The sequence below is a fragment of the Arcobacter ellisii genome (genome assembly GCF_003544915.1).
Taxonomy (GTDB): Bacteria; Campylobacterota; Campylobacteria; order Campylobacterales; family Arcobacteraceae; genus Aliarcobacter; species Aliarcobacter ellisii.
Genome location: NZ_CP032097.1, coordinates 1,012,507 through 1,039,494, shown reverse-complemented (window position 1 = coordinate 1,039,494; position 26,988 = coordinate 1,012,507). Strand labels below are relative to the sequence as shown.

The following is a 26,988-nucleotide window of genomic DNA, read 5'->3' as shown; positions in this document are numbered from 1 at the left end:
TTTTAATTCTAAAATATTTTTATTGGGCTAAAAAATTTAAAATCAACATTCCATAAAATTTACCATCTTTATAAAATTCTGCTCTATATTTTGTTTTATTAGTATCAACAGAATAATTATCTAAAATATCTGCTTTTTTAATCAAAATATCATCTTCACTATCAGCACCATCTTTACTGAATCCTATAATATTTACCCTAAAATCACTTTTTAAGATTCTAAAACTCTCTTTAATATCTATTTGTTGAGCAAATTTGCTATCTATTTCTTTTCCATCAACTTCAATTTTTATACTCTTTTTATACTCTTCAATTGGAAAAGTTTGAGGATATAACTCAACTACTTTTTCATTACCAATATAAAGTTCGTATCTATTATCAAGAGTTTTTACTTCTCCTAAAGTATGTTCAAAAACAAAATCATTTTTTTCATTTTTCAAAGGAACAAATCTAGTTACTTTTTTTATATCATTTAAACTAAAAACTATATTATTATTGATTGTAACCTTCCCAAAATCAAACAATTTTGTACATACTTCATCATAATTATTTAGGTCAAAATCCTTTTCAAATTCAATATCCATTACTTTCATAAACTCTTCTATTGATTTTAATTGATAGATAACTTTATGTGCTAAATCTGTAATATTTTTACTTGTTTCTATGGCAAATGCTGGTTTATTGTGAGTTACAGCAAAAAAAGTAAGAGATAATTGCATTTGTTCATCTTTGAACTTTGTTTCTGTATTTTTAACTCCAAAAGAGTGGAAATCTTGAAATAATTTATCATTATTTAAAGCATCATTTACTTTTGTTGCTATTTCATCAAGATTTCCAAACTTATCAAGACCATTTATTTTTTCTTGGTCAATAATTGTTGCTTGTCCCCAAGCATTTGGATTAAAAATTGCATTTTCATAATTTTTTCTAAAAAAACCATGACCATCATGTAAATTTAAAACTAAATCCACTTTTTTATCTAAAATGATTTTTTTTATTTTAGTTACATTAGGATAATCTGGGTCGTTTTTATCAATATTACTAAACTTTCTATTCATATCATTATAAATACCTCTATTGTTTGCAATGATACTATCTTTATTTATATTAGGTACAATCCAAACACTACCTTTTTTTATCTTATAATGCTTTTCCAAAAATGCAGGAGCAAAATAACCTCCTGGCTCATCACCATGAATTCCACCTATTACTAAAAGTGTATTCCCTTTTTTTTCTCCATCTTTTTTATATAATGTAAAATCTTTATTAGCTCCAAAAAGTGAAAGAAAAGAAACAAAAAAAACAACTAAAAACTTCATACTTCTCCTAAAATTGGATTGTTTTTTCAAAAAACAATCCTGCGAATAGTATCATAGAGCTATTTAGAGAGGGGTTAAATCTCTATTACTTTATTTCAATAGGAAGTAATGAAAGAAAACTCAAAGCTTCAGGAAGAGAAAATGATGCTTTTGTCAAATCATTTTGTTTTGGGTCAATTAAATAGTTTTTTGATGTTACAAAGTTTGCTTTTTTTAGATTGTTTTTTATAAAAGATGATAACTGTAAATCACAATTATCAAAAAGAGTTTTTTCCATATTACACTCTTCAAAACCACTATCTTTTATAAGAGAATTAATAAATTTCATTTGTCGCAAATCCATAAGATGAAAAGAGTTTTGAGAAATATTACAAGATTCAAACTTCACATCAAAAGGCTCTTGACAAGAACTCCAAGAAATCCCAATAAGTTTACAATTTTCAAATATAACATCATTAAAAGTACAGGATTTTAATATAGATAAAGATAAATCACAATTTACAAATTTACACTCTGTAAACTTACAATTTTGCATAAGACTTTTTGAAAAGTCACATTTTATAAAAGTACAATCATCAAAATAGATAGAATCTAAGTTTTTATCTTCATACTCAAAAAACTCTTCTTCCCAATAATCGTTTGTTTTAAACATTTTTTTTCTTTTTTATTTCTTCTGATTTGTTGTTTGCTTCTTGAAAAAACTCAGGCATCATTTTCATCACAAAAGGGTATTGTTTTAAAATCTCATTCATCACATCATATACAACTGTTGCGTCTTCTGAAGCATATTTTATTTGTCCAGCTGTTAACTCTTTATTTTCCCAATTTGACCTTGAGATATTTTTTGATTTCTGTAATTTTTCATTTAAAATTATTGAAGCTGCTTTTTTAGCTCCAATTTGATTTTTAGAGGACAATTCTTTAAATATATCTTCAAGGTCAATCATTGATTTTACTCTTAGATTAAATTGTTTAAAAAGTGCGACACTATCGCCTTTTAAACCTGTGCCTATTTTTATTATTTTATCATCTTCTAAAAAATCAATAAGAGGTTTTAAATTTTTGATTTGTTTAATTTGAATAAGATAACACTTCTGTTTTGTCGCCAATTGAATAAGACAAACACCATTATCTGCTTGTCCTTTTTTAAATGTTGGCTTTTGTTCACTATCAAAACCTATAAAAGGAGTTAATAAAATTGTGTTCATAACTTTTTGCAATTGTTCGGAAGTATTGATAATTTCAATTGTTCTATTACCAATAGAATAAGGAGTTTGCAAATCACTATCAACACTACTTGAATTATCCATTAAATCGAAAAGTTTTATCATTGATTTTAAAGATGTAGAGCCATTTTCTAAAATATTTTTTAAGACATTTTCAACTTCATTTTCTAAATCATCTTCACAAAAATTTCGAATTAGTTTTAATCTATCTTGATTGGAAATTACATTTATTATTTTGATTTTAAACTCCTGTTTTGTATTAACTGATTAATTATGATTGAAATTTTTCACCAGCAGCAGCTGTAAAGGTCATTTCAACCAATAAATTTGGGTCTACTAATTCTGCTTTTACACAAGCACGACTAGGTGCACAATTTTCAGGGAACCAACTATCCCAAATTTCATTTAAACCATCGAAATTTGCAAAATCTGTAATATAAATCGTAACTGCTAAAATTCTTGATTTATCACTATCAACTAAAGCTAAACTAGCTTCTACTTGGTCAAATATCTGTTTTACTTGCCCTTTTATATCTGCACTTGTATCTGTGTCTGCAACTTCTGTAAAAGTTGCAATTCCATTAAAAACTGTAACATCTGACCATCTTTTGTTTGGGTTAATTCTGTGAATTTTCACTTTCTATCCTTTTTTTATTTTTATAAAACTTCAAGTTCAAAAGGTTCAATATGAGCATTGTATTGTTTGAAATTATTTATAAAATGTGAATAATGAGGAGTTTCATAATGTTTGTTTAAAGCTTCTTCACTTTCCCATGAATCAATCACGATAAATTCTACTGGATTAGTTTTTGTTTGGAAAACTTCATACATCAAACAACCTTCTTCTTTTTTTGTATCTTCAATTGTTGATTTTAGTAGTGCTTTTAGTTCTTCGATACAATCTCTTTTTGCTAAAAATATTATTTGTCTTGTTATTGCCATAATTATCACTTTAATTTCTGTTTTTTGTATTCTAATTAATAGTAGCTTTAGTTTCTATATTTAAGTACAAATTTACTATATTAAAATCTTAATAAATAAATTTATGGATAAATACAATAATGAATAAAAATAATATAGAAACATTTAATGAACTTAGCAATTTATGTGATTACTCTTTTGTGGACAAACTAAATAGTGACCCAGATGCAAAATATAGTGGAGATAATAAATCTCCAAGAGAGGTTTTTAGTGGACATTATGTGCCTGTAAAGCCGACTCCTATCAAAGACCCGATATATATTTCTCATAGCATTAACTTTTTTAAAGAGTTAGGCTTTAGTGAAAACTTACTAAAATCAGATGATTTTATCAAACTATTTTCAGGTGATATGTCAAATATTTCAAAACCTATGCAAAATATAGGTTGGGCAACTGGATATGCCTTATCTATTTATGGAACAGAATATTATGCCCAATGTCCTTTTCAAACTGGAAATGGTTATGGAGATGGTAGAGCAATCTCAGTTTTAGAAGCAGTGATAAATGGTAAAAGATGGGAGTTTCAACTAAAAGGTGGAGGGAAAACGCCTTATTGTAGAGGTGCAGATGGAAGAGCAGTTTTAAGATCAAGTGTAAGGGAGTTTTTAGCACAAGAGCATATGCACGCACTTGGGATTCCAACATCAAGGTCTTTGACTCTATTTACCTCTAAAAAAGAGCAAGTAACTAGACCTTGGTTTAGAGATAATTCATACTCAAAAGACCCCGAAGTTATGATAGAAGAAGATGTTGCAATTACTACTAGAGTTGCCTCTTCTTTTTTAAGAGTTGGGCAAATAGAACTTTTTGGAAGACGAGCTAGAAAAAATGAACATAAAAATGCTTTAAAAGAGTTAGAAATGATTGTTTTACATCTAATTGATAGAGAGTATAGTGAAGCAATCAATCAAGATTTAACTTTAGAAGAAAAGATAATACAACTAGCAAATGAGTTTCAAAATCGTCTTACTTCACTAGTTGCAAACTGGATAAGAGTTGGATATTGTCAAGGTAACTTCAATAGCGATAACTGCGCAGCTGGTGGTTTTACTCTGGATTATGGACCATTTGGATTTATCGAAATGTTTGACCCAAAATATCAATCTTGGACTGGTGGAGGAAATCACTTTTCATTTTTCAATCAGCCAACGGCAGCTTTTAAAAATTTTAAATCATTTTGTAGTGCATTAAAACCATTGCTTACTTTAAATAAAGAGACTTTAGAAGAACTAGAAAAAATCGAAAATAACTTTAGTAAAGTTATGCAAGAAAAAATGGAAAAGATGTGGACTAATAAACTTGGACTTGATAAGTTTGATGTTGAGTTGTTTGAAGAACTAATAAATCTTATGATTGATACAAAAGTTGACTATACTATATTTTTTAGAGAATTATCAAATATTCCTGATGAGATAAGTAGTCTTGAAAAAAGTTTTTATGGAACTCTAAAAGATGAGAATATCAAATTAAGATGGAATAATTGGCTTGAAATTTGGAAATTACAAATAAATGTAAATGATGAAAGCTCTAAAGAAAAACTTTCAAATCAAATGAAACTTACCAATCCAAAATACACTTTAAGAGAATGGCATTTAGTTTGGGCATATCAAGAAGCACAAAATGGAAACTATCAACCGGTGCAAGAGTTACAAAAAATCATGACAAATCCATACAATGAGCAAACAAAAGAAATAGAAGAGAAATATTATATTAAAAAACCTTCAGATTTTTTTGGAATAGCTGGAATATCGCATGTTAGTTGCTCATCGTAAATTTTAGATAATAATTAAGGGACAAGCTATAAACAAAGTTTTGTTCCCTTTTTCTTTTTCATTTATGAAAAATATATATTTCCTGCAACAGCGATAATTGTCAATACTTTTAATATCAAAATTTGTGCAATTTTACTCTCTTTTATTTTATCTATCAAAGTCTATCCTTTTATATTTTTAATTATTTACATCAAATAATTAGAATTATCTAATATTTATTTTAATGAATAATTAACCATAAACTCTTTTATCCCTGATGTTTTAATAGGAAATTGTTTTGAATATTTAATGATTTCTTCATCAAGGGTAGAAACACCTGCTTTTGTTTGAATTAAATAGATATTAAAAGTATCATTTTCTATGGTAAATTTAACATGGTTAAAATAAACCTTTGCCTCTTTGAAAATTTTATCCAAACATAAAGTATCTTTTCTAAAAAATGGAAAAGCTTGTCTTGCTTCTCCTAAAACTTCAGTTATAAGATAATAACCAAAAGTATCAATGCTTATATTATTTGTACAAACTCTTTTTTCTTCTTTACTAAAATATTCATCTATGAGCCTTATAAAAAATGAATAAGACATCACACCTATATCTTTTAGTATTTCACTATTGATATATTGATAAATTAAAGATGAGTTTTCTTTTATAAAAGCTTTTAGTTCATTTTCTTGCATTTAATATCCTATAAATTTAAAAGAGATAATCTTAACGAATATGTGGTTAAAAGTTAAATTTTAATCTTTTGAGAAATTGAAATAAACTAAATCATAAGATTAAAGTTTTGATAATATTAAATAAAGTTGTAGATTTTAGCTTCAGACAAGGAAAAGAAGAAAATCAACGATTGAGCATACAAAAGGTATGTGATTGAGTTGATTTTCTTATTTGACGCAGTATCAAGTTAAAAGATACTGCTTTATTTTATTCCCACTCGATAGTTGCTGGTGGTTTTGAGCTTATATCATAAACTACTCTATTGATTCCATCAACTTCGTTGATGATTCTTCTAGAGATAGTTTCTAAGATATCATGTGGAATATGAGCAAATGTAGCTGTCATACCATCTGTTGCTTCTACGATTCTAACACAAACAGTGTTATCATAAGTTCTGTTATCACCCATAACACCTACAGATTTTACGTTTAATAATACTGTAAATGCTTGCCATGTTTTATCATAATATCCAGTTGCATGTAACACATCTAACATGATAGTATCAGCTTTTCTTAATAGTTCTAAATCAGGTTTATTTACATCTCCCATGATTCTAATAGCAAGTCCTGGTCCAGGGAAAGGATGACGTCCAATCATAGATGCTGGAAGTCCAAGTTCTAATCCTAAAGCTCTAACTTCATCTTTAAAGATTTCTCTTAAAGGCTCAACTAATTCAAATTTCATCCAATCAGGTAATCCACCAACATTGTGGTGAGATTTGATAGTTTTTGAAGGACCTTTTACAGAAACTGATTCAATAACGTCTGTATATAAAGTTCCTTGTGCTAAAAACTCAATACCTTGGTGTTTTTTTGCTTCTTTATCAAATACTTCGATAAATGTTTCACCAATGATTTTTCTTTTTGTTTCAGGGTCTGTAACACCTGCTAATTTAGTTAAAAACTCTTCACTTGCATCAACAGTGATTAATTTTACACCTCTTGCTTTGAACATAGCTTCAACTTGTTCTCTCTCATTTGCTCTTAATAATCCATTATCAACAAATACTGGAATTACATTTTCACCAATTGCTTCAGCTAAAAGTGTTGCTACAACAGAGCTATCAACTCCACCTGAAACTCCACAAAGAACTTTTTTATTTCCAACTTGCTCTTGAATTCTTTTGATTTGCTCTTTAGCAAATGAACCCATATTCCAAGTTGATTCACAACCACAAATATGTTTTGCAAAGTTTTTTAATAATTTGCTTCCCTCAACTGAGTGATAAACTTCTGGGTGAAATTGGAATGCATAGATATTTCTATCAGTATTTGCAATAGCTGCAAATGGAGAGTTTTCACTTGTTGCAATTTTTTCAAATCCAGCTGGAATATGTTCAACTCTATCACCATGTGACATCCAAACAATTTGACCATCTGTTGTATCTTTAAAAATTGGATTTTCAACTTCAAATTTTAATTTAGCTTTTCCATATTCATGATGACTTGCAGGAATTACACTTCCACCAAAGTGTTGAGAAATTAACTGCATTCCATAACAAATACCTAAAATTGGAAGACCAAGTTCAAATATTGTAGTATCAGGATGATAAGCATCATCAGCATAAACAGAAGCAGGACCTCCTGAAAGAATAATTCCTTTTGGAGTTCTAGCCATAATATCTTCAATAGATTCACTATAAGGAACTATTTCAGAGTAAACACCAGCTTCTCTAAGTTTTCTAGCAATGATTTGAGTGTATTGACTACCAAAATCTAATACTACTATTGGTACATGTTTCATATATTGTTTTCCTTCATATTTCGCACAAAAGTGCTTGAATATTACAAATTTAAGTTAAATATTTTATCTAAAATAGAGTTAAAAAAGGATTAGTGAGAAAAAAGAAAAAGAAAAGGTGCAATTGCACCTTTTCTTAACCTATGTGATAGAAACCTAAAATTTCGTATTGAACATACCAAATTGAAACAGAAACAACATATCCTATGAATACAGTCCATGCAAATTTCATATGTGAACCAAAAGTATAAATTCCATGTAATTTACCCATTACTCCAACACCAGCAGCACTTCCAAAAGAGATTAAAGAACCACCAACACCAGCTGTTAAAGTAACTAACATCCATTGGTCAAGTCCCATATTTGGATTAGCTTTTAAAATCGCAGACATAACAGGAACGTTATCAACAATAGCAGATAAGAAACCTACTCCAATATTTGCCCATGTTGGTCCTAATATTTCAGGGTCATACACAACTGCTGCTAAAGCTAACCAACCAATAAAGTATAAAGCTCCAACTGCTGCTAAAATACCAAAGAAGAACATTAGAGTATTATTCTCTATTTTTGCCATTGAATGGAAGATATTAAAGTGTTCTTTTCCATATTTTTTACCTAAACCATAAGAATAAACTTTAAGTAAAGCAAGTCCAAACATCATACCCCACATAGCTGGTAAATGTAATACTTGATGAGACATTACGGCACAAAATATTGTAAATACTCCAAGGAACATTACCATTTTAGCACCTTCTGCCATTTTTGGTTTTACTTCTTTTGAAGCATCAAAATCAGGTTTTGTATTTGGAACAAATCTTGAAAGTAAAAACGCTGTTATCATATATCCACCAATAGAAGCTGGGAATAAGAATAAGAAGTCTGTAAATGTTCCTTTTCCTGCTGTCCATGCCATAAGTGTAGTAATATCACCAAATGGAGACCAAGCACCACCTGCATTTGCAGCTACAACGATATTTATAGCACCTGGTACTAAGAAATCTTTTCTTGTTTTTTCAATAGTAATTAAAACTGTAGATAAAATAAGTGCTGTTGTTAAGTTATCAGCAATTGGAGAGATAAAAAATGCTAAAAATCCAGTTACCCAAAATAGTTTTCTATATGTATAACCTTTTGAGATTAGATTATATTTTAATCTATCAAATACTCCCATATGGATTAATGACTCGATATATGTCATTGCTACAAATAAGAAAAAGAAAATTCCAGCTATTTCTAAAATTAAATGATTAGCTTCTGTATGAACTAGATTCAAATCTAAATCATTTAACACATAATATAGTGCAACTAAAATAAACATAAATGTACCTATAAATAAAGCAGGTTTTGCTTTATCTATTGTATATTTTTCCTCTGCAGCTACAAAATAGTAACCAACAACAAATATAAACAGACATGCAAAACCAACCCATGTCATAGTTAAATCAGGATTTTCTCCAGTACTTGCAGCACTTGCAAATAGTGATAAAGACCCAAAGATTAAAGTCATTAAAACTTTTATCATTCATTCTCCTTAATATAATGTGCACCAAGTGATTTTTTACGCTCTAATGCAGATTTTAGAATAGATTTTGCCGTAAGTAGCCTTAAAAATAGCAATCTACCGACATTTTGCTTTAAGTAGCCTTCTATTATTTCAAGAGATTTTTCTAAATTTTTTGGTTCTCGCACTATTCCTGCATGAGTCCACATAATCTCTCTTAAATTATCTTTTATATCTTTATCAATCTCTTTATTTCTAACATAAGTAATAATAGGTTTATCATAATTTTCAGGGTTGATTTTAAAATTTTCTTTTAGAGATGTTTCAACTGCAATTTCTGAAAAAACCAATCCTTCAAGTAAAGAGTTTGAAGCTAATCTATTTGCTCCATGAACTCCTGTACAAGCTACTTCTCCTATTGCATAAAGATTTTTCATTCCTTTAACTTTTGCTTCAAGTGTTGTCTCTATTCCACCCATTGAATAGTGGAAAGCAGGACTTATTGGAACTCTTTCAAAAGGTAATTCGTATCCTAACTCTTTTAAATTTGAATAAATATTAGGAAATCTTTTTTTAAAAGCTTTTTTCTCAAATGTTTCAAATGATAAAAAGACTCCTAAACCTGTTTTTTTATTGTAATCAAAAATTGACCTACTAACTACATCTCTTGGGGCTAATTCACCATCTTTATGATAATCAAATAAAAATCTATAACCATTTTCATCAACAATATAAGCGCCCTCACCTCTTAATGCTTCACTTAAAAGTGGTTTTCTAGCAAAATTTGTACCTCTTACAACTGTTGGGTGAAACTGCATCATCTCCATATCTTTTAAAGGAAGTCCCTTTTCTGCAATAATTCCTTGAACTTCCCCTGCATTTGCAGTTGAATTTGTGTGGTATCTATAAATAGAACCAACTCCACCACTTGCAATTATTGTATTATGTGCATAAACAACTTTTTGTTCTGTTTCACTTGTAAAATATTGAACACCATAACAAATATCATCTTTTATAAGTAAATCACAAACAACTGATTGAGTAAGAATAACGTGTTCACAATGTTCTAGTAAAAACACATGCATCATTCTTCCAGTTGCATCACCATCTGCATGTAAAATTCTGTTTCTACTGTGAGCTGCTTCTTTTGTATAAGCTAATTCACCCTTTTCATTTACATCAAATTTCATTCCAGCAGCTATTAAATTTTTAATAGTTGAAATTGATTTTTTACTTAAAAGTTCAACAGTTTTTTTATCATTATAATTTACACCGGCTGTTAAAGTGTCATTTATATGAATTGGAATATCATTTTCATCAACAGCACTTGCTATTCCACCTTGAGCCCAAAATGTATTACAATTCCATGTTGACATTTTGCATAAAATCAACACTTTTTTATCTTTTGGAATTAATCTTGCTGCATTAAGACCAGCAACACCTGTCCCAATTATCACATAATCATAAATTTTCATTTTGAAACTTCGTCTTTTGTTTGAGAAACACTTGAATCAGATTGTAGATAAATAGGATCACCTTTGTAACCACAACCATTAAAAGATAATATAAAACCTGCTATAATTAGCGTATGAAAAAAATTAATGAAATACTTAGTCATCTTAAAAATAATCCTGAATTTAGAAAGATTAATACCTCTTTTTTAATAATGAAGTTCATTGATGTACTTCCTTTAAAATTAAAAAAAGGTGTAAAATTTGGATATATCAAAAACCAAACTTTATACTTTGTATTAACTCATCCTGTATATAAAATGGAATTTGAGTATAACAAAGCAGATATAAAATCATTATTAAAAAATTTTAAGATTGCAAATGTTGAAGATATAGGATTTTTCGTTACAAACATAATTGAAAAAAAAGAAGATAAAGAAGAAGAAAAACCTTTATATATTGAACGTTCTTATGGAATTTTTGAAAACAGAGCAAAAGATGAAAAGATTTTTAAAAAATTTGAAAAGATAAGAGAGATTATAAAAAATTCTTAAAATTTCTCTCTATTTCTTTATAATTTGGACAATAAACTGCAACTAAACTCCAAAAATCCCTAGAATGATTTTTATGTTTTATGTGAGCTAACTCATGAACAATCACATATTTCATCACTTCAATTGGAAATTTCATAAGTAAAATATTAAAATTTAATCCATTTTTATAATTACACGAACCCCACGTTCTTTTATTTTTTCTAAAACTCAAAGATGTTGGAAATAGTTGCATTTTTGATGAAAATTCTTCAAGAAAAATTGGCAAAATTTTTTGAATCTCTTTTTTGTAAAAAAGGTCTAAATTTTTTATTTTAAAATCATCAAGTTTTCTTATCTCACCTAAATATAAAAACTCATCTTCTTTTATCAAATTCTTTGATAATTTTTTTATTGAAGCTTCAATCCAATCTAGTTTTTTTTCAACTAATTTTTTAGCATCATAGATAGTAAAATAGGCATTTGCTCGAATTTGTATCAAATCATCTTTTAAAATTCTCATATAACAATGTTTCATATTTTTTCTATTTTCTAATTTTACTGTTACAATTTTTTCATTTATTTCTATTTGAAAACTCAAACTATTAATTCCTTAAGTATTTATTTGATAAAATCCCGCACTATTATATCAAAAGTATAATTTTAATTTTATTGAGGAACATGCTAATGAAAATTGCAAACAGAATGGAGAACCTATCTCCATCGGTTACTATGGCAATAACTGCCCTAGCAAGAGAGCTTAAAGCTCAAGGTAAAGATATACTAAGTTTTAGTGCAGGTGAACCTGACTTTGATACTCCTGAATTAATTAAACAAGCTGCAATCAAAGCTATTAATGAAGGACATACTAAATATACAGCCGTAGAAGGTATTATCGCTACCAAGCAAGCAATTATTAATAAATTAAAAAAAGACCACAATTTAGATTATAAATTAGAAGGTATCGTAATTAGCAACGGTGCAAAACACTCATTATTTAACCTATTCCAAGTTCTTGTTGAAGAGGGTGATGAAGTGATTATTCCAGCACCTTATTGGGTTACATATCCAGAGCAAGTTAAATTCTCAGGTGGAGTTCCTGTATTTATTGAAACAGATGACTCAACAGAATTCAAAATTACACCAGAGCAATTAAAAGCTGCTATTACACCTAAAACAAAAATTTTACTTTTAAATACTCCATCTAACCCAACTGGTTCAGTATATTCTAAAGAAGAATTACTTGCACTTGGAGAAGTTTTAAAAGGAACAGATATTATCGTATTATCAGATGAAATGTATGAAAAAATCATGTACAACGGTAAAAAATTTACTGCATGTGCTGAAGTTTCTGAAGATATGTACAAAAGAACAGTAACTATCAACGGTTTAAGTAAAGCTGTTGCTATGACTGGATGGAGATTTGGATATATTGCAACTCCAGATGTTGCACTTGCAAAAGCTTTAACAAAACTTCAAGGTCAAGTTACTTCAAATATCAACACTATGACTCAATATGCTGCTATTCCTGCACTTGAAGGTGAAGCAGACGAAACTATTGAGATGATGAGAGTTGAGTTTGAAAAAAGAAAAAATTATGCTGTTAAAGCATTTAATGAGATCAAAGGTTTATCTTGTGTTGAGCCTGATGGTGCATTCTACTTATTTGTAAACATTAAAAATGTTACACCAGATTCTATGAAATTCTGCGCAGATTTATTAGAAGAAAAAGGTGTAGCTTTAGTTCCTGGTCTTGCTTTTGGAACAGAAGGTTATGTTAGATTCTCTTTTGCTACAGATTTAGCAACCATTCAAGAGGGAATCAAAAGAATTAAAGAGTTTGTAGAAAGTAAATAATGACTTCTCAAAAGAAAGCTACCGTTGTTTCATCTAGTGTTGCAGCGGTACTTACTCTAATAAAACTTGTTATTGGATTTGCTAGTGGTTCAGTAGCAGTTTTAGCTTCCGCTGTTGATTCTGTTTTAGATATGTTTGTATCTATTTTTAACTATTTTGCTATTTCAAAATCTGAAAAACCTGCTGATAAAACTTTTAATTATGGTCGAGGAAAAATTGAAGCTTTAGCTTCTGTAATTGAAGGTACAATTATTACTATTTCTGGACTTTTTCTTCTTTATCAAGCAGTTAAAAAAGCTATTTTAGGGGAAGTTTCACAATATTTAGATATCTCTATTTATGTGATGATTATCTCTATAATAATAACTATTTCTTTAGTAACTTATCTAAATATAATTGCAAAAAAAACTAACTCGATGGTAATAAAAGCTGATGCACTTCACTATAAAACTGACGTTTTTAGTAATCTTGCTGTTTTAATCTCTCTTTTATTGGTAACATTTACTGGTTATGAAATCATTGATGTTTTTGTAGGTGGAGGAATTGCAATTTATATTATATATTCTGCTTATGAATTAATTCATGAAGGTGTACTTGTTTTATTAGATAGAGCTGTTGATGAAAATTTAGTAGAAAAAATAGAAGAGATAATAAAAGCAAATGACAAAGTAAACACTTATCATTTATTAAAAACAAGAGAAGCATCAAATCAAACTTTTGTTGAAGTTCATTTAGTTTTTGATTGTTTAATAACTCTAATGGATGCCCATAGAGCAAGTGATTCTATTGAAAATAAAATAAAAAAATTAGATGAAAAAAGAGAATGGATTATAAATATTCATATGGATCCGTATGATGATTTCAAAATGAATGATTTACATCACTAAAGATTATAAAGAAGAGTAAAACTACTCTCCTTTTAATGAATTTATTTTTTCATCAATCAAAGCTAAAGTTCTTTCTTGTGTTTTATATGAAATTTCAGGAAGTTCTCCTCCAAACATTTTTTTTGCCTCTTCAAATCCTTGAACAATTCCTTCTCTTCCTTTTTGTAATAACTCTAAATCATCACCTGCAAAACTAAATACAAAATTTGAAACCCTATCAGAAGTTTGTGTTACACCAAAAAAACCATCATCACTAATAAGTTCTTTTGCTTCATCTTGAGTTAGTTCAGTTATAGGTTTTCCTTCATAACCAATATTTTTAAGACTCATCCCACTTGAAGTCTCTTTTCCACTTAAAAAATCCAAAACTTCTTGTTGATTTGTACTTAAACCAGCTTGTGTTAGAGTATTTCCTTCTGCTAAAGAAGAGGCGTTCATAGCAAAAAGAATATATTGAGCATTCATTGAAATACTAACTTTTACAGCTGATTCATTTATAGTTTCTTCAAGAGATTTTTCACTAACTTTTTCTTGTTTATTTTGAATATTTGCATTTACATTTTGATTTTCTTTAAATGCATTTAGAGCTACATTTGTACTATTTTGAACTTGCATGGGAAACTCCTTGTTTTTTTAAATTATACATTTCTTAAAATTAAGTTAAACTTTATTTTTTATTAATAGTTAAAAATTAATTAAAAGTAAGTTTTAACCGAGTTTTAGATATATTATTACTTAAATTAATAAAAACAAATTTCGATTTTATGGGAAAGAAGAATAGAATATGGCTTTAATAGACCTACAAAACATTTCAAAACAATATGACACAAAAGTTATTTTAAAAGATGCAAATTTTACTCTAAATCAAGGGCAAAGAATAGCCGTGATTGGACAAAATGGACAAGGAAAATCTACACTTTTTAAAATAATTATGAGACAAACTGAGCCAGATAGTGGTGATATGGCTATTGATAAATCTTTGAAAATAGAGATGCTTGACCAACAACCAAAATTTAAAGCAAATCTAAATGTAAGAGATGCCATAGAAAATCAGTTGGTTGAATTAAAATCAGCAAAAAATGAGTATGAAAAAATCACAAATCAATTAATGACAGATTATGAAAATGAAGAGCTTATTAGAAGACAAAGTGAACTTGCTTCTTTTTTAGAGTTTCATAATGCTTGGGATTTGGATAATATGATTGAACGAGTTTTAGTAGAATTTCAACTAAAACAATATGAACATAAAGATGTAAACCTTTTAAGTGGAGGAGAACAAAGAAGAGTTAGTCTTGCTGGATTAATTTTAAAAAAACCTGATGTTTTACTACTTGATGAGCCTACAAACCACCTTGATGTTTATATGGTTGAGTTTTTAGAGCAATTACTTTTAAAAAATAACTTTACCCTACTTTTTATCTCACACGATAGATATTTTATTGATAATATTGCAACTTCTGTTGTTGAAGTTGATGGTGGAGTTTTACGAAAATTCAACGGTGGATACTCTTCTTATTTAGAACAAAAATCTCAAATATTAGAAAATATGCAAAAAGAGCATGAAAACTTACTGAGAATGGTAAAACGTGAAGCTCATTGGATGCAACATGGAATTACTGCAAGAAGAAAAAGAAATGAAAGAAGAAAAGCAGAATATTTTGATTTAAAACAAAAAGCACGTTCAAATCCAGCAGCTATTAGAAAAATGTCTTTAGAGTTACAAAGAGAACAAAAAGCTTTTAATACAGAAGAGAAACAACAAAATAAAAGAAAAATGCTTTATGAGTTAGATAATGTGTGTAAGACTTTAGGAGATAAAGAGTTAATCAAAGATTTTACAACTAGAATCCTACAAAAAGATACTATTGCAATAGTTGGACCAAATGGAAGTGGAAAATCTACACTTTTAAAAATCTTTATGGAAAAAATGAAAATTGATAAAGGAACATTTAAAAAAGGTGATTTCCAAATAGGATATTTTGACCAACAAAGGGATACTTTAGATGATAATAAAAATCTAATGGAAACATTTTGTCCAAATGGAGGAGATAGAGTTATTCTTGATGATGGAAGAAATATGCATGTTTATGGATATTTGAAAAACTTTTTATTTCCAAGAGAATATTTAGATAAAAAAGTTGGTGTTTTAAGTGGTGGAGAAAAAAATAGAGTTGCCCTAGCTTTACTTTTTACTAGAAAAGTTGATTGTTTAATCCTTGATGAGCCAACAAATGATTTAGATATTCCAACAATTAATATTTTAGAAGAGTATTTACAAAACTTCCAAGGTGCATTGATATTTGTATCTCACGATAGATATTTTGTAGATAAAATTGCTAAAAAACTTTTTGTATTCCAAGGAAATGGAAAAATTATGGAAAGTTTCCAACCATATACAGAATATTTAGAGATTGAAAAAGAGTTAAAAGAATTAGATTCTCTTGAAAGCGAAATAGCAAAAGAACAAACAACTCCAAAGCCAACTACAACGGTTAAAAAACAGACTAAATTATCATATAAAGACCAAAGAGAATATGATAATTTACCAAAAGAGATTGAAGATTTAGAGTTAAAACTTGAAGAGATAAATGCTTGTTTGATGAATCCAAAATGTTATGAACAAAAAGGTATTGTTTCTATGTCAAAAGAGTTGGAAGAGACAAAAGATATTTATGAACAAAAAGTTGAAAGATTTTTAGAATTAGAAGAGTTAATAGAAAGCTTTAATTCTTAAAAAGATATAATTTAGTAAATTAATAACTATAAACAAGGACTTTATATGAGTTTAAAAGAGCAATTAAACGAAGATTTAAAAACTGCAATGAGAAACAAAGAAGTTGTAAAAAGAGATTCAATTAGAGCAATCAATACAATGATTAAACAAATTGAAGTTGATGAAAGAAAAGAGTTAACTGACGAAGACGTTATAAAACTTATTCAAAGAGGTATAAAACAAAGAGAAGAAGCTATTGCTCAATATAAAGCTGCTTCAAGAGATGATTTAGTTCAAAAAGAGCAAGAACAAGTTGATGTATTTATGTTATATCTTCCAGCTCAATTAAGTGATGAAGAGTTAGAAGCTGGAATGAAAGAAATCATTGCCAAAACTGGTGCTAGTTCTATGAAAGATATGGGAAAAGTTATGGGAGCTGCTACTAAAACTTTTGCAGGTGTTGCAGATGGAAAAAGAATTAATGAAATGGTAAAAAAACTGTTAGCATAAAACATAAATATAACTTAGGACTACCAAAAATATGGAATTTAACAATATTTTAAATCAACTAAATGAACAAGAAAGAAGTATAGTAAAATCAAATAATATTGATTCACCTATTCAATTAATTCCGCTTTTATTAAAAAGAGTTCATCCTTCAAATGTAGATGTTTTAGCAATGATTATTAAACAATCTTTGCTTCCATCAATTTGTGAAAAAACAAATGAAGAGATAGATAAACTTTTTGCCAAAATAGATAAAGAGCCTAATCTTTTATTTGATAAAGATGTTCAACAAAAAATTGAAGAGTTCACTACAAAAAGATTTGAAAGAGATAAACAAGTAGTTATTGAAAGAACTTCTGATATTTCAAAACTTGTTATACTTATGGAGGATTACTTAAATGAAGCTATATCAAGTAGTGGTTCTGGAAGTAAAAATGTTTTAAATATAAAAGGAAAAATTGAAGCCATTAAAATCAATGAAAATGGGTTAGAAGCACTTACAAAATTACAAAATGAATTAATAAATGCTGCTAATTCAATTGAAAAAGAGATGGATAATGTATCTAGCAAATTAGAATCTGGAAAATCAAAAATCCAAGAACTAGAAGAAAAAGTTAAAACATTAGAAGATGAATTAACAAGAACAAAAACTGAAAATATGAAAGACCATTTAACTGGTCTTTTAACAAGAAAAGCATTTAGTGATGAAGTAAAAAGAATAGAGAGTTCTTATGTAAGAATAAATACTCAATATGCAGTTGTTTTCTTTGATTTAGACCATTTTAAAACTTTAAATGATACTTATGGTCATGAGTGTGGAGATGTTGTACTTTCTACTTTTGGAAAAATTCTAAATAAAAGTGTTAGAGATATAGATATTGTTGGAAGATATGGTGGAGAAGAGTTTATTGCTATTATTCATTTCAATCTAAATAGAGAACTTTTACAATTTTTAAAAAGAATAAAAACTATTGTTACTGAAAATAGTTTTTTATACAAAGATAAAAAAATCAAAGTGACTTTTTCAGCTGGTGTAGCTATAAGAAGTAGTTATCCAACGTATGAAAACACTCTACAAAAAGCTGATATGCTTTTATATCAAGCAAAAGAATCAGGTAGAAATAAAATCATTTTAGAAAATGGAATGGAAATCTAAATAAAATAATCTCTTACGCTCTATAAGCTATATTAGCGTAAGAGAAATCTATTTTGTTTATATATTTTGTGTTACTTATTTTTCTTAAAGAGTTTTTTTCAATCTCTTTTCTATTTTTACAAATATATTCTAATAAACTTAAATCTTGTTTTTGAATTAAATTTAATAGTGCTAATTTCATAGAAGTAACTACTTCAAGATTTCTATCTTTTTCACTTTTTTCAAATAATTCTTTATCTGATTTATAAATCGCTTCTGCAATTTTTTCAATAACTATTTTGTTACTATTCTCTTTATATATTCGTTCTAATATATATAACAAATTTTTTGCTATTTTAAAATTTGTTATATGTTTTACTGTTTTATAAAATTTAATTGCTAATTCAAAAAAATGAGTTTGATTACCTAATTCTTCTATTTTATTTATTTTTCCCGTTTTAATAAACTCTTCTAATTCATTATTTGTAAAGGCATAATTTAATAAATCAAAGATTTTTCTTTTATCTTGTTTTGTCCATTTATAGTATGTTGGTGATGAGAACTCAAAAAGTTCAGTCATAATCTTTTCTCGTGTCATTACACTTTTCCTTAAAATTTATTTTAAAGATATCATTATATACACAAATATATAACGATAAGCTAAAAAAATTATTAAAATATATACATAAAAGAACTTCCTTTATTTATTTGTGAATCTACTTCTATTTTAATTCCATTTTTTTCACAAATATTTTTTACTATACTAAGCCCTATTCCAAAACCACCTGTTATTTTATCACCTCTAAAATATCTTTCAAAAATTTTTGAAGTATCTTTTATACCAACTCCTTCATCTTTAAAACATAGTTTTATAGAGTTTTGCTCTTTTTGCAAAGAGATAGTTATATTTGAGCTATCTTTTGAATATTTTATTGCATTTGAAAGATTATTATCTATGATTCTATAAAGTTCGATTTCATTAAAATTTATAATGATATTTTGTTCTATAAATTTGTGAAATGTAATATTTTTTGAAATTGCTAAATCATTAAAAAACTCAACTCTTTTTTCTAAAAATCCAGAAAAATCTATATCTCTTTTTTCATCTTTTACAGCATTTTGTTGCATATAATATTCTAAATCTTCATATATAACTGTCATATTTTTTAGTGCTGATTTTATTCTTAGAATATTTTTATCATTTTTAAGTCTTAGTTGTAACATATCAACATTTATTCTTGCTACACCAATTGGAGTTTTTAGTTCGTGCATCGCATCTTTTAAAAACTCATCTAAATATTGATTTAGTTTTTTATATGGTTCAATACTTTGTTTAATCACAAAAAAAGAGGATAAAAAGATAAAAAAACTAATTGTTAGAAGTAAAATTATAGCGTTGTAAATAACTTGTGAATTATCAATATCTTTACACACAATTAGAGTTCTAGCTTTTAAAATATTTTCTAATAAATACTCTTTATAACAAATCTCATTTTGACTTTTTTTAAACTCTTCATCAAAATAAAAATTTTTATTTTTTAAAAGTGAAAAAATCTCTTTATTGTTTTTATCAAAAATAGCTGAACTAAAGATATTTGACCTTGGATAATAAAAAACTTCGCTATTCTCTTTTTCAAAATTCTCTATTTTTGAAACAATAGAATTTGCATAATTTTTCAAATCCATTTTATCTTTTATAGATTGATTTTCAAAAGAAGCATCCAAATAAAAATATATTGGAATAAAAGCAATAAGTAGAGTTAAAATAACTTGTATTAAAATATATTTTATTTCATATTTATTATTTATCAATCTTATATCCTACAAATCTCTTTGTTTTTATAAAATCTTTGCCTGTTTTTTCTCTAATTCTTTTTATACACATTCTAATATCTGAATATGAAATCTCTTTATTTTCCCAAATTCTTTCATGTAAAGTTTCAATAGAGACAAAAAAACCTCTATTTAATACCAATAAAGCAACCAATTCACTCTCTTTTTGAGTTAAATCAATAAGAGTATCATTTTTATAAAGGAGTAATTTTTTTACATCAAATCTAAAAGAATAAGGTAAATTTATACTATCTTCATTTGTTTTAAAAGAGGTTTTAATAAGTTGTTCAATTCTAAATTTTAGTTCAATCATATCAAAAGGTTTTCTAATATAATCATTACAACCAAGTTCATAACCTCTACTTAAATCTGAAATATCAGTTAAAGAAGTTAAAATAATAATTGGAACATCAAGTTTTTCTTTTCTTACATATTCAACTAAAGAAAAACCATCCATTCCAGGAACTCGTATATCTAAAAGCAACAAATCATAAGAGTTTTCAAATATAGCATCAAGTGCAAAATCGCCATTTTCAAAATCATCAACAACAAAATCAAGTTCTTCTAAAAACTCTTTTATAGAGATTTTGTACAAATAATCATCTTCTAAAAGTAAAATCTTTATCACTTTATTATAATCTCTCTTTTTTCTTTTTCTTCAATATTTTTCAAATTTGATTTTATATTTATTTCGCCCAAATACTCATATTTTGGTAGATAATTAAAATTTTGTTCATTTTTATCAAAACAAATAACCATCACACCAACACTTTGTTCATCAATATTTCCAAGAGGAATTTGAGTGATGATTCTATTTTTATTTTCATAATAGAATTTTTCATTTGACAAATACTCTTTATGTGTAAACAAAAAATCATATAATTTTTTATCATATTGTTGTTGAATTACGACAAAATCACCTAAAGTTAAACTCTCTTTATAGGATTGTGCTATATCTAAATATTTTTTTTCCAAAAGTGGAATTATCTCTATTCCTAAATATTTTAATCTATTTTTTAAATCACTATAATCCATTATAACTTCAATAGTTCCAATATATTCATCATTATTATTAAAAATTGGAGAAATAGCTTTTATATTAAATCTTTTTCCTAACTCATTTGATACATATGGCTCTTTTGTCTCTTTTACTTTTACCAAACCTTTTCTAAAACTCTCTAAGTTTAATCCACTATCTTTATCTTCCCAACTTCGTACAAAAACTTTTAAATCTTTTGTATGAATTTGTACTTGAATACTGTTTTGATTTGTATATGTTTTTATATTGTTTATTAGTTTTAAAAGCTCATCTTTAAGCTCTTTTGCTCTATTTTGTTCTAAATTATTTATTATATTTTGATTTTTTGAAAATAAAATTGCCAAAGACAAGGCTTGATTTTTTTGATTTGTTAATTCATTTTGTACTATTTCAACTTTGTTTGAAACTAAAATATCTATTTGATTTTGATGAATGATATTATTATATTTATTTAGAAAATATAGAAGAGTGATTATAACTATTATAAAAAGTAAAATGAAGTTTTTATATGTTTTATTCATAAGAGTATCCTTTTAGATACTCTTTCTTATTTATTAGATTTAATAAATGGTCCAAATGGTCCAACTTGTTTTTCAATTGGGTCTTTTCCTTCAATATATGTATCAGGAGCTTTTACAGCTGCATCTGGGAAATCTTTTTCTCTATTAACTTTTTCTGGTCTTTTATGCTCATTCATATTCATAAAAGCAGCAACATTATAAGCTTCTTCATCTGTTAAAATAGGATTTTCATGTGTTGCACCTAAAGGCATATTTGCTTTAATAAAATCCATAGCTTTTAAAGTTCTGTACATTCCAGCACCTTTATTATAGCTATCATCTCCCCAAAGTGGTGGATAAATATATCCATTTGCCTTACCTTCATTTTTAACACCTTCACCATTTGAACCATGACAAGATGCACATTGTGTATCATATACAACTTTCCCTTTAGTTGTATCGGCTTTAGTTGTTTGTATCATTTTTCTATTAACTTCAGCTAAACTTGAACCTTCTACCTTAGCACCCACTGGAACACCCTGACTTAACCAGTACATATAAGCTTCAAAAGCTTTCATCTCTTTACTATCAAGAGGAAGAGGCTTTCCGTTCATACTTCTTTCCATACAACCATTGATTCTATCTGCTAAAGTTCCAATTGTATTTTCTCTTGGTCTATATTGTGGAAAATTAGCAAATACTCCAATAAATCCAGCTGAATATGCTTTTGTTCCAGCATCTAAGTGACAACTTTGACATGAAAGATTATTTCCTGCATATCTCATATTTTTATCTTCAACTTCAGGTCCTATGTATTTGTACGTATGAGTTACCAACTCTTTTCCATATTTGATTAAATCACCAAATTGGTTATTTGGAATAGTATTCTCATCTGGAACTTTCCACTCTATTTTTGGTCCCTCATATTTGTATCCAATATTGTTTCTCTCTTTGATAAGACTTTTATCAAATTTAACAACTTCATCAGCAAATAATGAACTTACTGCCAATAGGCTTAATGTTGCAATAGTTACAATCTTTTTCATAAATAATTTTCCCCCTACTATTTAGATAAAAAATTATAACATTTATATATAACTTGAAAGTAACAAAATTATTACTTTAAATCGCATTTTGATGCATCACCTTGTGCATCTAGATATCCCCAAGTTGTAAAACCAATTCCTGAACTATATTTTACATTTCTAACAACATTTGCATTGAGTTTTTTTGCTTTTTCAGATAATAAAAAATCTGCTTGTTCTTTAGTTGGATCTTTATGAAAAACTGTTAATTTTTTTACACTAACATCAACATGTTCTATTGTTTTACAATTCTTATCATTATAACTTTGTTCTGTAATCAAAATATCTGATTTTAAATTTATACTCTCTGGTAAACTTTCCCCTGATTCACTTCTATATGCACATCCTGTTAATCCTAATCCTAAAATTAAGATAACGGAAAAATTAAATATTTTTTTCATGTTATTCCTTTTATTTATATAAACGATTATTATACATATGAAATAACTCTCAAATTACTCTTTTTATAATTTTTACATTATTTTCTCTTGACCAATTCTATAAAGCGAAAAATCGTACTTTATTGGGTCAAACTTATCAAACTCTTTTAATTTATTAGTTATCATCAATGCTGATTTTAAATCATAATTTTTTCTATCCAATAAACCTAATTTTTGAGAAACTTTGAAAGTATGAGTATCAAGTGGAAGTATCAAGTCTTTTTTATCTATATTTTTCCAAAGACCTAAATCAAGATTATCATCTCTTACCATCCATCTAAGATACATATTCCATCTTTTATATGGAGCATTTCCATTTTCTTTTATAAGTCCAGCTTTATCTCTTTTAAAAGGGCTTGAAATTAAAAAAGTAAAACCTTGAGAGTTATAGTTTGATATATTATGAATCTTTTGAATTAGAGCATCTATTCCTTCTAAAATAGAGTTCTCTTTTTTATATGCATTTACAAAGATATTATTTAAACTATCTTCATTTTTCATTCGTTTAAAAGTTTTAAATATCATTTTTATATCTTGTGCATTTTGAAATCTATAATAAAATTTATCTAACTCTTTATCTATTATCTCATCACTTTTCTCTAATAATGAAAAATCTAAACTATCCAAAAACTTTACTATCAGTTTTGCATTTCCATAAGCAAACAAAGCACATAAAAGTATTATAAACTCGTCATCGTATCTTCTTGCAATCAAAAGTGGGTCAGGTTTATCATAGTTTATTTCATCATTTTTATTTCTATTTTCTACTTCATTATCTAAAAGTTGTTTTATCTCTTTATCTTTTTTTGTCATTTTTATCCAAAGTGCTTTTATATTTATAAAGTTATAATACCATTTCAAAAATTTAGATGGATTAAAAATATGCAAAATATACTAATAACTGGTTGTTCCTCTGGAATTGGACTTGAAACTGCACTTATATTGAAAAAAAATGGTATCAAAGTTTATGCAAGTGCAAGAAAAGATAAAGATGTTGAAATGTTAAAAGATTTAGGTTTTGAAACTTTTAAAATAGATGTAAGAAATAAAGATGAAATAAAATATGCCCTAGAAACTATTTTAAAAAATGATTTAAAACTTGATGCAGTTTTTAATAATGCTGGTTTTGGACAACCAGGAGCTGTTGAAGATTTGAGTGTAAAGGTTTTAAAAAAACAGTTTAATACAAACTTTTTTGGTCTTCATGAATTAACAATTCAAGCTATGAAAATATTTAGAGTTCAAGGATATGGAAAGATTATTCAACACAGTTCAGTTTTAGGAATAATCTCTTTAAAATTTAGAGGTGCATACAATGCAAGTAAATATGCAATAGAAGGAATAAATGACACTTTAAGACAAGAAGTTCTTGGTAGTCAAATATATATAAGTACTATAAATACTGGACCTGTAACTTCAAAGTTTAGAGAAAATGCCCTAAAAAAATTCAATAAAAATATCACAGTTGAAGGAAGTTTTTGGGAAGAAACTTATAAAAAAGAGTTAAAAGCAAGACTTGAAACAACAGAAGATAAAGCACCTTTTAATCTTCCTGCTTCAAGTGTGGCAAACACTGTTTTAAAAATAATGAATACAAAAAAACCAAAACCAAGATATTATGTTACAACAGCAACGCATCTTCTTGGATTTTTCAAAAGAATTTTAACTACTTCTTTACTAGATAAACTATTAAATAAAATCTAATTCTTTTTCATATCCAAAATCAATCTTGCAACAACTTGTCTAATTGCAAGATTTGATGCTTTTATCAAAGCATCTTTAGAATAAAAAATTTCACTCTCATTATAAATATAATTATCAGAAAACAAAATATTGTCTTTTTTATCTTCATAAATAATCTTTCCAAATTTATCAATAACTTTTAATTCAATAGTCATTTTTATCTGAACTTTTGAAGAAAAAGTTGCATTTTCTAAACTATATTTTGGAACATATAAATAGATTGTGTAATCACTTCCAAAAGGAGTAAATTTGTTTTTAAATACTTCATCATTTTTCATTTGAAATTTAAATTCATTTTCAATCATATTCGATAATAAAATATTGTTTTTATAATATGAATCTTGAAGTCTTAAATCTTCATTGTTTGAAAATTCAGGAGTAAAAAAAGTATTTATTCCAATTCCTACATGACCAGTAAATCCACCGATTCCCAATCCAACAGAAACTGGGCTTCTATAAGTTTGTGGAACACCTGCAACTATAATTTGATTGTTTAAAGAGATAGAATTTATTTCATTTAGATTTAATTCTTGTTTAGAACTACATGCTGTAAAAAAAGTCACTATACAAATCAATAAGATTTGGTAAATATATTTCATAAGAGACTCCTTTTAGTTTTGAATAATCTCTTTTTTGTTCGCTAAATTTTGTAGATAATCACTAATTTGTATCAAACAAAATGTAATTATAAATATCATAAGACCAGGGAAAAAACTAACCCACCATGCTATATCAATAACAGCTTTCCCATCACTTAATAAACTTCCCCAAGACATCAAAGGAGGATTGATTCCAAGTCCTAAAAATGAAAGTCCAGATTCTGCTAAAATTGAACCACCAACTCCAAATGTGAATGAAATTAGGAATATTGGTGCAAGTAAAGGAGCAAAATATTTAAAAATGATTTTAAATGTTGAAACATTTGATAATTTCAAGATTTTTATAAATGGTCTATTACTTATAGCAAAACTCTCACTTCTTATCATTCTTGACATTCCCATCCAACCAGTTATTGAAATAACAATAATCAAAATAACAGACGAAGCTTGAATATAAGAAACTAAAGCTAAAAGTAAGAAGAATGTAGGAAAAGTTAAAAATAAATCAATCATTATTGTAATTGTTCTATCAATATTTCCTTTAAAATAGCCTGCTGTTATTCCAATAAATAAGCCAATAATTGAAGAGATAGAAGCAGCTAAAAATCCAATAATAAGTGAAGTTTGTCCACCTTCAAGAACTCTTGCTAAAACATCTCGCCCTAATCTATCTGTTCCAAAAAGATGTTCAAAAGATGGAGCTTGTAAAATTTTTAATGGATTTAACTCATAAGGTGATACCGTATAAAAAAACGGCAATAAAAAAATAGCTAAAATAACTAAGATTAATAGATATAAAGCTATTTTGAACATTTAATTACTTTGTATAAGTGTAATAAGATAGTGAACTTTTACCAAATTTTCTAGTTTTATCTAAAGAGAATTTTCCTAAAACTTCTGGTACTTTTAAACTTGAAACGTGTTCTATTATAATCATAAAAATATTTGTTGAATCAATATTTTCAATCATATAAAAAGATTTTTCATATATCTCTTCCATTCCTTCTCTATAATCAAAAGGAGGATCAACATATAAAATAACTTCATCTTTTGAATTTTTTAAAAACTCCAACATCAAAGGAGTTTGAACAAAAGTATTCCCTTGAATTGTTTGACATTTTTCAATATCAACTAATTTACAATTTTTTAATAAAATTTGATATGAATTTTTATCAAGTTCAATAAAATAAGCTCTTTTAGCTCCCCTACTAATAGCTTCAAGACCTATTGAGCCACTTCCAGCAAATGATTCAATAAAAACCTTATCAATGATATCAAACTGTAAAACATTAAATAAAGACTCTTTTAAAACAGATTTTGAACTTCTTGTTACATCTAAAGATGGAAGTTCTAATACTTTCCCTTTGTGAACACCTGCAATTATTTTTGTAGTTGGTCTATCTGTTTTCATCTA

General features: G+C 27.2%; 29 protein-coding genes. 8 read left to right on the top strand and 21 right to left on the bottom strand.

Features of this window, described 5'->3' with window-relative positions; translation table 11 throughout:
- Positions 1 to 19 precede the first annotated feature (19 nt).
- The 5 genes from AELL_RS05330 to AELL_RS05310 form a co-directional block, all read right to left on the bottom strand.
- Complete coding sequence (locus AELL_RS05330; protein ID WP_118916952.1) at positions 20 to 1,318, bottom strand: M99 family carboxypeptidase catalytic domain-containing protein; 1,299 nt, start codon at positions 1,316 to 1,318, stop codon at positions 20 to 22.
- An 85-nt stretch (positions 1,319 to 1,403) separates the two neighbouring features.
- Positions 1,404 to 1,970 carry a pentapeptide repeat-containing protein gene (locus tag AELL_RS05325; RefSeq protein WP_118916951.1) on the bottom strand — a complete coding sequence of 189 codons (567 nt, stop codon included), beginning with the start codon at positions 1,968 to 1,970 and terminating at the stop codon, positions 1,404 to 1,406.
- Positions 1,963 to 2,649 carry a 3'-5' exonuclease gene (locus AELL_RS05320; RefSeq protein ID WP_118916950.1) on the bottom strand — a complete coding sequence of 229 codons (687 nt, stop codon included), beginning with the start codon at positions 2,647 to 2,649 and terminating at the stop codon, positions 1,963 to 1,965. The genes AELL_RS05325 and AELL_RS05320 overlap by 8 nt, the downstream gene beginning before the upstream one ends.
- Before the next feature lie 166 nt (positions 2,650 to 2,815).
- Positions 2,816 to 3,181 carry a RidA family protein gene (locus AELL_RS05315; protein WP_118916949.1) on the bottom strand — a complete coding sequence of 122 codons (366 nt, stop codon included), beginning with the start codon at positions 3,179 to 3,181 and terminating at the stop codon, positions 2,816 to 2,818.
- 20 nt (positions 3,182 to 3,201) lie between these two features.
- Positions 3,202 to 3,486: a putative quinol monooxygenase gene (locus AELL_RS05310; protein ID WP_118916948.1), complete on the bottom strand. Its 285-nt coding sequence runs from the start codon at positions 3,484 to 3,486 to the stop codon at positions 3,202 to 3,204.
- A gap of 119 nt (positions 3,487 to 3,605) precedes the next feature.
- On the opposite strand from AELL_RS05310, the gene AELL_RS05305 reads away from it, so the two are divergent.
- Complete coding sequence (locus AELL_RS05305) at positions 3,606 to 5,297, top strand: protein adenylyltransferase SelO family protein (protein ID WP_118916947.1); 1,692 nt, start codon at positions 3,606 to 3,608, stop codon at positions 5,295 to 5,297.
- A 215-nt stretch (positions 5,298 to 5,512) separates the two neighbouring features.
- Here AELL_RS05305 and AELL_RS05300 read toward each other — a convergent pair whose 3' ends face one another.
- The 4 genes from AELL_RS05300 to nadB all read right to left on the bottom strand — a co-directional run bounded on the left by AELL_RS05300 (position 5,513) and on the right by nadB (position 10,730).
- Entirely contained in the window at positions 5,513 to 5,974 is a 462-nt protein-coding gene (locus AELL_RS05300; RefSeq protein WP_118916946.1) for a hypothetical protein, read from the bottom strand.
- 247 nt (positions 5,975 to 6,221) lie between these two features.
- On the bottom strand, positions 6,222 to 7,757 hold the full coding sequence (gene guaA, locus AELL_RS05295) for a glutamine-hydrolyzing GMP synthase (protein WP_118916945.1): 1,536 nt from the start codon (positions 7,755 to 7,757) through the stop codon (positions 6,222 to 6,224).
- A gap of 133 nt (positions 7,758 to 7,890) precedes the next feature.
- Entirely contained in the window at positions 7,891 to 9,276 is a 1,386-nt protein-coding gene (gene nhaD / locus AELL_RS05290; RefSeq protein WP_118916944.1) for a sodium:proton antiporter NhaD, read from the bottom strand.
- Positions 9,273 to 10,730, bottom strand: coding sequence for an L-aspartate oxidase (gene nadB, locus AELL_RS05285; protein ID WP_118916943.1), 1,458 nt, complete (start codon positions 10,728 to 10,730; stop codon positions 9,273 to 9,275). Before nadB ends, nhaD begins: the two co-directional genes overlap by 4 nt.
- 113 nt (positions 10,731 to 10,843) lie before the next feature.
- On the opposite strand from nadB, the gene AELL_RS05280 reads away from it, so the two are divergent.
- Positions 10,844 to 11,260, top strand: coding sequence for a DciA family protein (locus tag AELL_RS05280; protein ID WP_118916942.1), 417 nt, complete (start codon positions 10,844 to 10,846; stop codon positions 11,258 to 11,260).
- Here AELL_RS05280 and AELL_RS05275 read toward each other — a convergent pair.
- Positions 11,244 to 11,837, bottom strand: coding sequence for a M48 family metallopeptidase (locus AELL_RS05275; protein ID WP_118916941.1), 594 nt, complete (start codon positions 11,835 to 11,837; stop codon positions 11,244 to 11,246). The two genes, AELL_RS05280 and AELL_RS05275, sit on opposite strands and share 17 nt — an antisense overlap.
- 86 nt (positions 11,838 to 11,923) lie before the next feature.
- Here AELL_RS05275 and AELL_RS05270 point away from each other — a divergent pair, with 86 nt between their 5' ends.
- Complete coding sequence (locus tag AELL_RS05270; protein ID WP_118916940.1) at positions 11,924 to 13,093, top strand: pyridoxal phosphate-dependent aminotransferase; 1,170 nt, start codon at positions 11,924 to 11,926, stop codon at positions 13,091 to 13,093.
- Entirely contained in the window at positions 13,093 to 13,980 is an 888-nt protein-coding gene (locus AELL_RS05265; RefSeq protein WP_164967230.1) for a cation diffusion facilitator family transporter, read from the top strand. Before AELL_RS05270 ends, AELL_RS05265 begins: the two co-directional genes overlap by 1 nt.
- 21 nt (positions 13,981 to 14,001) lie before the next feature.
- Here the strand turns inward: AELL_RS05265 and AELL_RS05260 are convergent, their stop codons facing one another.
- Positions 14,002 to 14,595 carry a hypothetical protein gene (locus AELL_RS05260; protein WP_118916938.1) on the bottom strand — a complete coding sequence of 198 codons (594 nt, stop codon included), beginning with the start codon at positions 14,593 to 14,595 and terminating at the stop codon, positions 14,002 to 14,004.
- Positions 14,596 to 14,764: 169 nt separating this feature from the next.
- Between AELL_RS05260 and abc-f the strand changes: the two genes are divergently transcribed.
- Genes abc-f through AELL_RS05245 form a run of 3 tightly spaced genes read left to right on the top strand, consistent with a single transcriptional unit; the run spans position 14,765 to position 18,356 of the window.
- Positions 14,765 to 16,714, top strand: a complete 1,950-nt coding sequence (abc-f, locus tag AELL_RS05255; protein WP_118916937.1) for a ribosomal protection-like ABC-F family protein — start codon at positions 14,765 to 14,767, stop codon at positions 16,712 to 16,714.
- 45 nt (positions 16,715 to 16,759) lie between these two features.
- Positions 16,760 to 17,203, top strand: coding sequence for a GatB/YqeY domain-containing protein (locus AELL_RS05250; RefSeq protein ID WP_118916936.1), 444 nt, complete (start codon positions 16,760 to 16,762; stop codon positions 17,201 to 17,203).
- Between the two features lie 31 nt (positions 17,204 to 17,234).
- A complete protein-coding gene (locus AELL_RS05245) occupies positions 17,235 to 18,356 on the top strand; it encodes a GGDEF domain-containing protein (RefSeq protein ID WP_118916935.1) in 1,122 nt (373 codons plus the stop codon).
- 13 nt (positions 18,357 to 18,369) lie between these two features.
- Here the strand turns inward: AELL_RS05245 and AELL_RS05240 are convergent, their stop codons facing one another.
- The 7 genes from AELL_RS05240 to AELL_RS05210 all read right to left on the bottom strand — a co-directional run bounded on the left by AELL_RS05240 (position 18,370) and on the right by AELL_RS05210 (position 24,045).
- Positions 18,370 to 18,933, bottom strand: a complete 564-nt coding sequence (locus AELL_RS05240; RefSeq protein ID WP_118916934.1) for a hypothetical protein — start codon at positions 18,931 to 18,933, stop codon at positions 18,370 to 18,372.
- Positions 18,934 to 19,007: 74 nt separating this feature from the next.
- Positions 19,008 to 20,147, bottom strand: coding sequence for a sensor histidine kinase (locus AELL_RS05235; protein ID WP_118916933.1), 1,140 nt, complete (start codon positions 20,145 to 20,147; stop codon positions 19,008 to 19,010).
- Entirely contained in the window at positions 20,137 to 20,796 is a 660-nt protein-coding gene (locus AELL_RS05230; RefSeq protein ID WP_118916932.1) for a response regulator transcription factor, read from the bottom strand. Before AELL_RS05230 ends, AELL_RS05235 begins: the two co-directional genes overlap by 11 nt.
- Positions 20,793 to 21,728 carry a cache domain-containing protein gene (locus AELL_RS05225; RefSeq protein WP_118916931.1) on the bottom strand — a complete coding sequence of 312 codons (936 nt, stop codon included), beginning with the start codon at positions 21,726 to 21,728 and terminating at the stop codon, positions 20,793 to 20,795. Before AELL_RS05225 ends, AELL_RS05230 begins: the two co-directional genes overlap by 4 nt.
- Before the next feature lie 26 nt (positions 21,729 to 21,754).
- Positions 21,755 to 22,753 carry a c-type cytochrome gene (locus tag AELL_RS05220; protein WP_118916930.1) on the bottom strand — a complete coding sequence of 333 codons (999 nt, stop codon included), beginning with the start codon at positions 22,751 to 22,753 and terminating at the stop codon, positions 21,755 to 21,757.
- 71 nt (positions 22,754 to 22,824) lie between these two features.
- Positions 22,825 to 23,193 (bottom strand): hypothetical protein, encoded by a 369-nt coding sequence (locus tag AELL_RS05215; RefSeq protein WP_118916929.1) that lies wholly within the window; start codon positions 23,191 to 23,193, stop codon positions 22,825 to 22,827.
- A 72-nt stretch (positions 23,194 to 23,265) separates the two neighbouring features.
- Positions 23,266 to 24,045 carry a TIGR02757 family protein gene (locus tag AELL_RS05210; RefSeq protein ID WP_118916928.1) on the bottom strand — a complete coding sequence of 260 codons (780 nt, stop codon included), beginning with the start codon at positions 24,043 to 24,045 and terminating at the stop codon, positions 23,266 to 23,268.
- Between the two features lie 69 nt (positions 24,046 to 24,114).
- Here AELL_RS05210 and AELL_RS05205 point away from each other — a divergent pair, with 69 nt between their 5' ends.
- Positions 24,115 to 24,936 (top strand): SDR family NAD(P)-dependent oxidoreductase, encoded by an 822-nt coding sequence (locus tag AELL_RS05205; RefSeq protein ID WP_118916927.1) that lies wholly within the window; start codon positions 24,115 to 24,117, stop codon positions 24,934 to 24,936.
- Here the strand turns inward: AELL_RS05205 and AELL_RS05200 are convergent.
- The 3 genes from AELL_RS05200 to rsmD are packed head-to-tail and all read right to left on the bottom strand — an operon-like array spanning position 24,933 to position 26,985.
- Complete coding sequence (locus AELL_RS05200) at positions 24,933 to 25,574, bottom strand: hypothetical protein (protein WP_118916926.1); 642 nt, start codon at positions 25,572 to 25,574, stop codon at positions 24,933 to 24,935. The two genes, AELL_RS05205 and AELL_RS05200, sit on opposite strands and share 4 nt — an antisense overlap.
- 12 nt (positions 25,575 to 25,586) lie before the next feature.
- Positions 25,587 to 26,387 carry an ABC transporter permease gene (locus AELL_RS05195; protein ID WP_118916925.1) on the bottom strand — a complete coding sequence of 267 codons (801 nt, stop codon included), beginning with the start codon at positions 26,385 to 26,387 and terminating at the stop codon, positions 25,587 to 25,589.
- A gap of 4 nt (positions 26,388 to 26,391) precedes the next feature.
- The gene (gene rsmD, locus AELL_RS05190; RefSeq protein WP_118916924.1) at positions 26,392 to 26,985 is read right to left on the bottom strand and encodes a 16S rRNA (guanine(966)-N(2))-methyltransferase RsmD; all 594 of its coding nucleotides are present in this window, start codon (positions 26,983 to 26,985) and stop codon (positions 26,392 to 26,394) included.
- Between the last annotated feature and the right edge of the window lie 3 nt (positions 26,986 to 26,988).

Bases quoted from the DNA above. Each gene is read 5' to 3' on its own strand.
- AELL_RS05245 (WP_118916935.1), top strand. From the start codon at position 17,235: ATGGAATTTAACAATATTTTAAATCAACTAAATGAACAAGAAAGAAGT.
- AELL_RS05225 (WP_118916931.1), bottom strand. From the start codon at position 21,728: ATGAATAAAACATATAAAAACTTCATTTTACTTTTTATAATAGTTATA.
- AELL_RS05210 (WP_118916928.1), bottom strand. From the start codon at position 24,045: ATGACAAAAAAAGATAAAGAGATAAAACAACTTTTAGATAATGAAGTA.
- nhaD (WP_118916944.1), bottom strand. From the start codon at position 9,276: ATGATAAAAGTTTTAATGACTTTAATCTTTGGGTCTTTATCACTATTT.
- guaA (WP_118916945.1), bottom strand. From the start codon at position 7,757: ATGAAACATGTACCAATAGTAGTATTAGATTTTGGTAGTCAATACACT.
- AELL_RS05215 (WP_118916929.1), bottom strand. From the start codon at position 23,193: ATGAAAAAAATATTTAATTTTTCCGTTATCTTAATTTTAGGATTAGGA.
- AELL_RS05250 (WP_118916936.1), top strand. From the start codon at position 16,760: ATGAGTTTAAAAGAGCAATTAAACGAAGATTTAAAAACTGCAATGAGA.
- AELL_RS05265 (WP_164967230.1), top strand. From the start codon at position 13,093: ATGACTTCTCAAAAGAAAGCTACCGTTGTTTCATCTAGTGTTGCAGCG.
- AELL_RS05260 (WP_118916938.1), bottom strand. From the start codon at position 14,595: ATGCAAGTTCAAAATAGTACAAATGTAGCTCTAAATGCATTTAAAGAA.
- AELL_RS05320 (WP_118916950.1), bottom strand. From the start codon at position 2,649: ATGATAAAACTTTTCGATTTAATGGATAATTCAAGTAGTGTTGATAGT.
- AELL_RS05205 (WP_118916927.1), top strand. From the start codon at position 24,115: ATGCAAAATATACTAATAACTGGTTGTTCCTCTGGAATTGGACTTGAA.
- AELL_RS05330 (WP_118916952.1), bottom strand. From the start codon at position 1,318: ATGAAGTTTTTAGTTGTTTTTTTTGTTTCTTTTCTTTCACTTTTTGGA.
- AELL_RS05240 (WP_118916934.1), bottom strand. From the start codon at position 18,933: ATGACACGAGAAAAGATTATGACTGAACTTTTTGAGTTCTCATCACCA.
- AELL_RS05270 (WP_118916940.1), top strand. From the start codon at position 11,924: ATGAAAATTGCAAACAGAATGGAGAACCTATCTCCATCGGTTACTATG.
- abc-f (WP_118916937.1), top strand. From the start codon at position 14,765: ATGGCTTTAATAGACCTACAAAACATTTCAAAACAATATGACACAAAA.
- AELL_RS05200 (WP_118916926.1), bottom strand. From the start codon at position 25,574: ATGAAATATATTTACCAAATCTTATTGATTTGTATAGTGACTTTTTTT.
- AELL_RS05280 (WP_118916942.1), top strand. From the start codon at position 10,844: ATGAAAAAAATTAATGAAATACTTAGTCATCTTAAAAATAATCCTGAA.
- AELL_RS05300 (WP_118916946.1), bottom strand. From the start codon at position 5,974: ATGCAAGAAAATGAACTAAAAGCTTTTATAAAAGAAAACTCATCTTTA.
- AELL_RS05220 (WP_118916930.1), bottom strand. From the start codon at position 22,753: ATGAAAAAGATTGTAACTATTGCAACATTAAGCCTATTGGCAGTAAGT.
- AELL_RS05310 (WP_118916948.1), bottom strand. From the start codon at position 3,486: ATGGCAATAACAAGACAAATAATATTTTTAGCAAAAAGAGATTGTATC.
- rsmD (WP_118916924.1), bottom strand. From the start codon at position 26,985: ATGAAAACAGATAGACCAACTACAAAAATAATTGCAGGTGTTCACAAA.
- AELL_RS05195 (WP_118916925.1), bottom strand. From the start codon at position 26,387: ATGTTCAAAATAGCTTTATATCTATTAATCTTAGTTATTTTAGCTATT.
- AELL_RS05305 (WP_118916947.1), top strand. From the start codon at position 3,606: ATGAATAAAAATAATATAGAAACATTTAATGAACTTAGCAATTTATGT.
- nadB (WP_118916943.1), bottom strand. From the start codon at position 10,730: ATGAAAATTTATGATTATGTGATAATTGGGACAGGTGTTGCTGGTCTT.
- AELL_RS05325 (WP_118916951.1), bottom strand. From the start codon at position 1,970: ATGTTTAAAACAAACGATTATTGGGAAGAAGAGTTTTTTGAGTATGAA.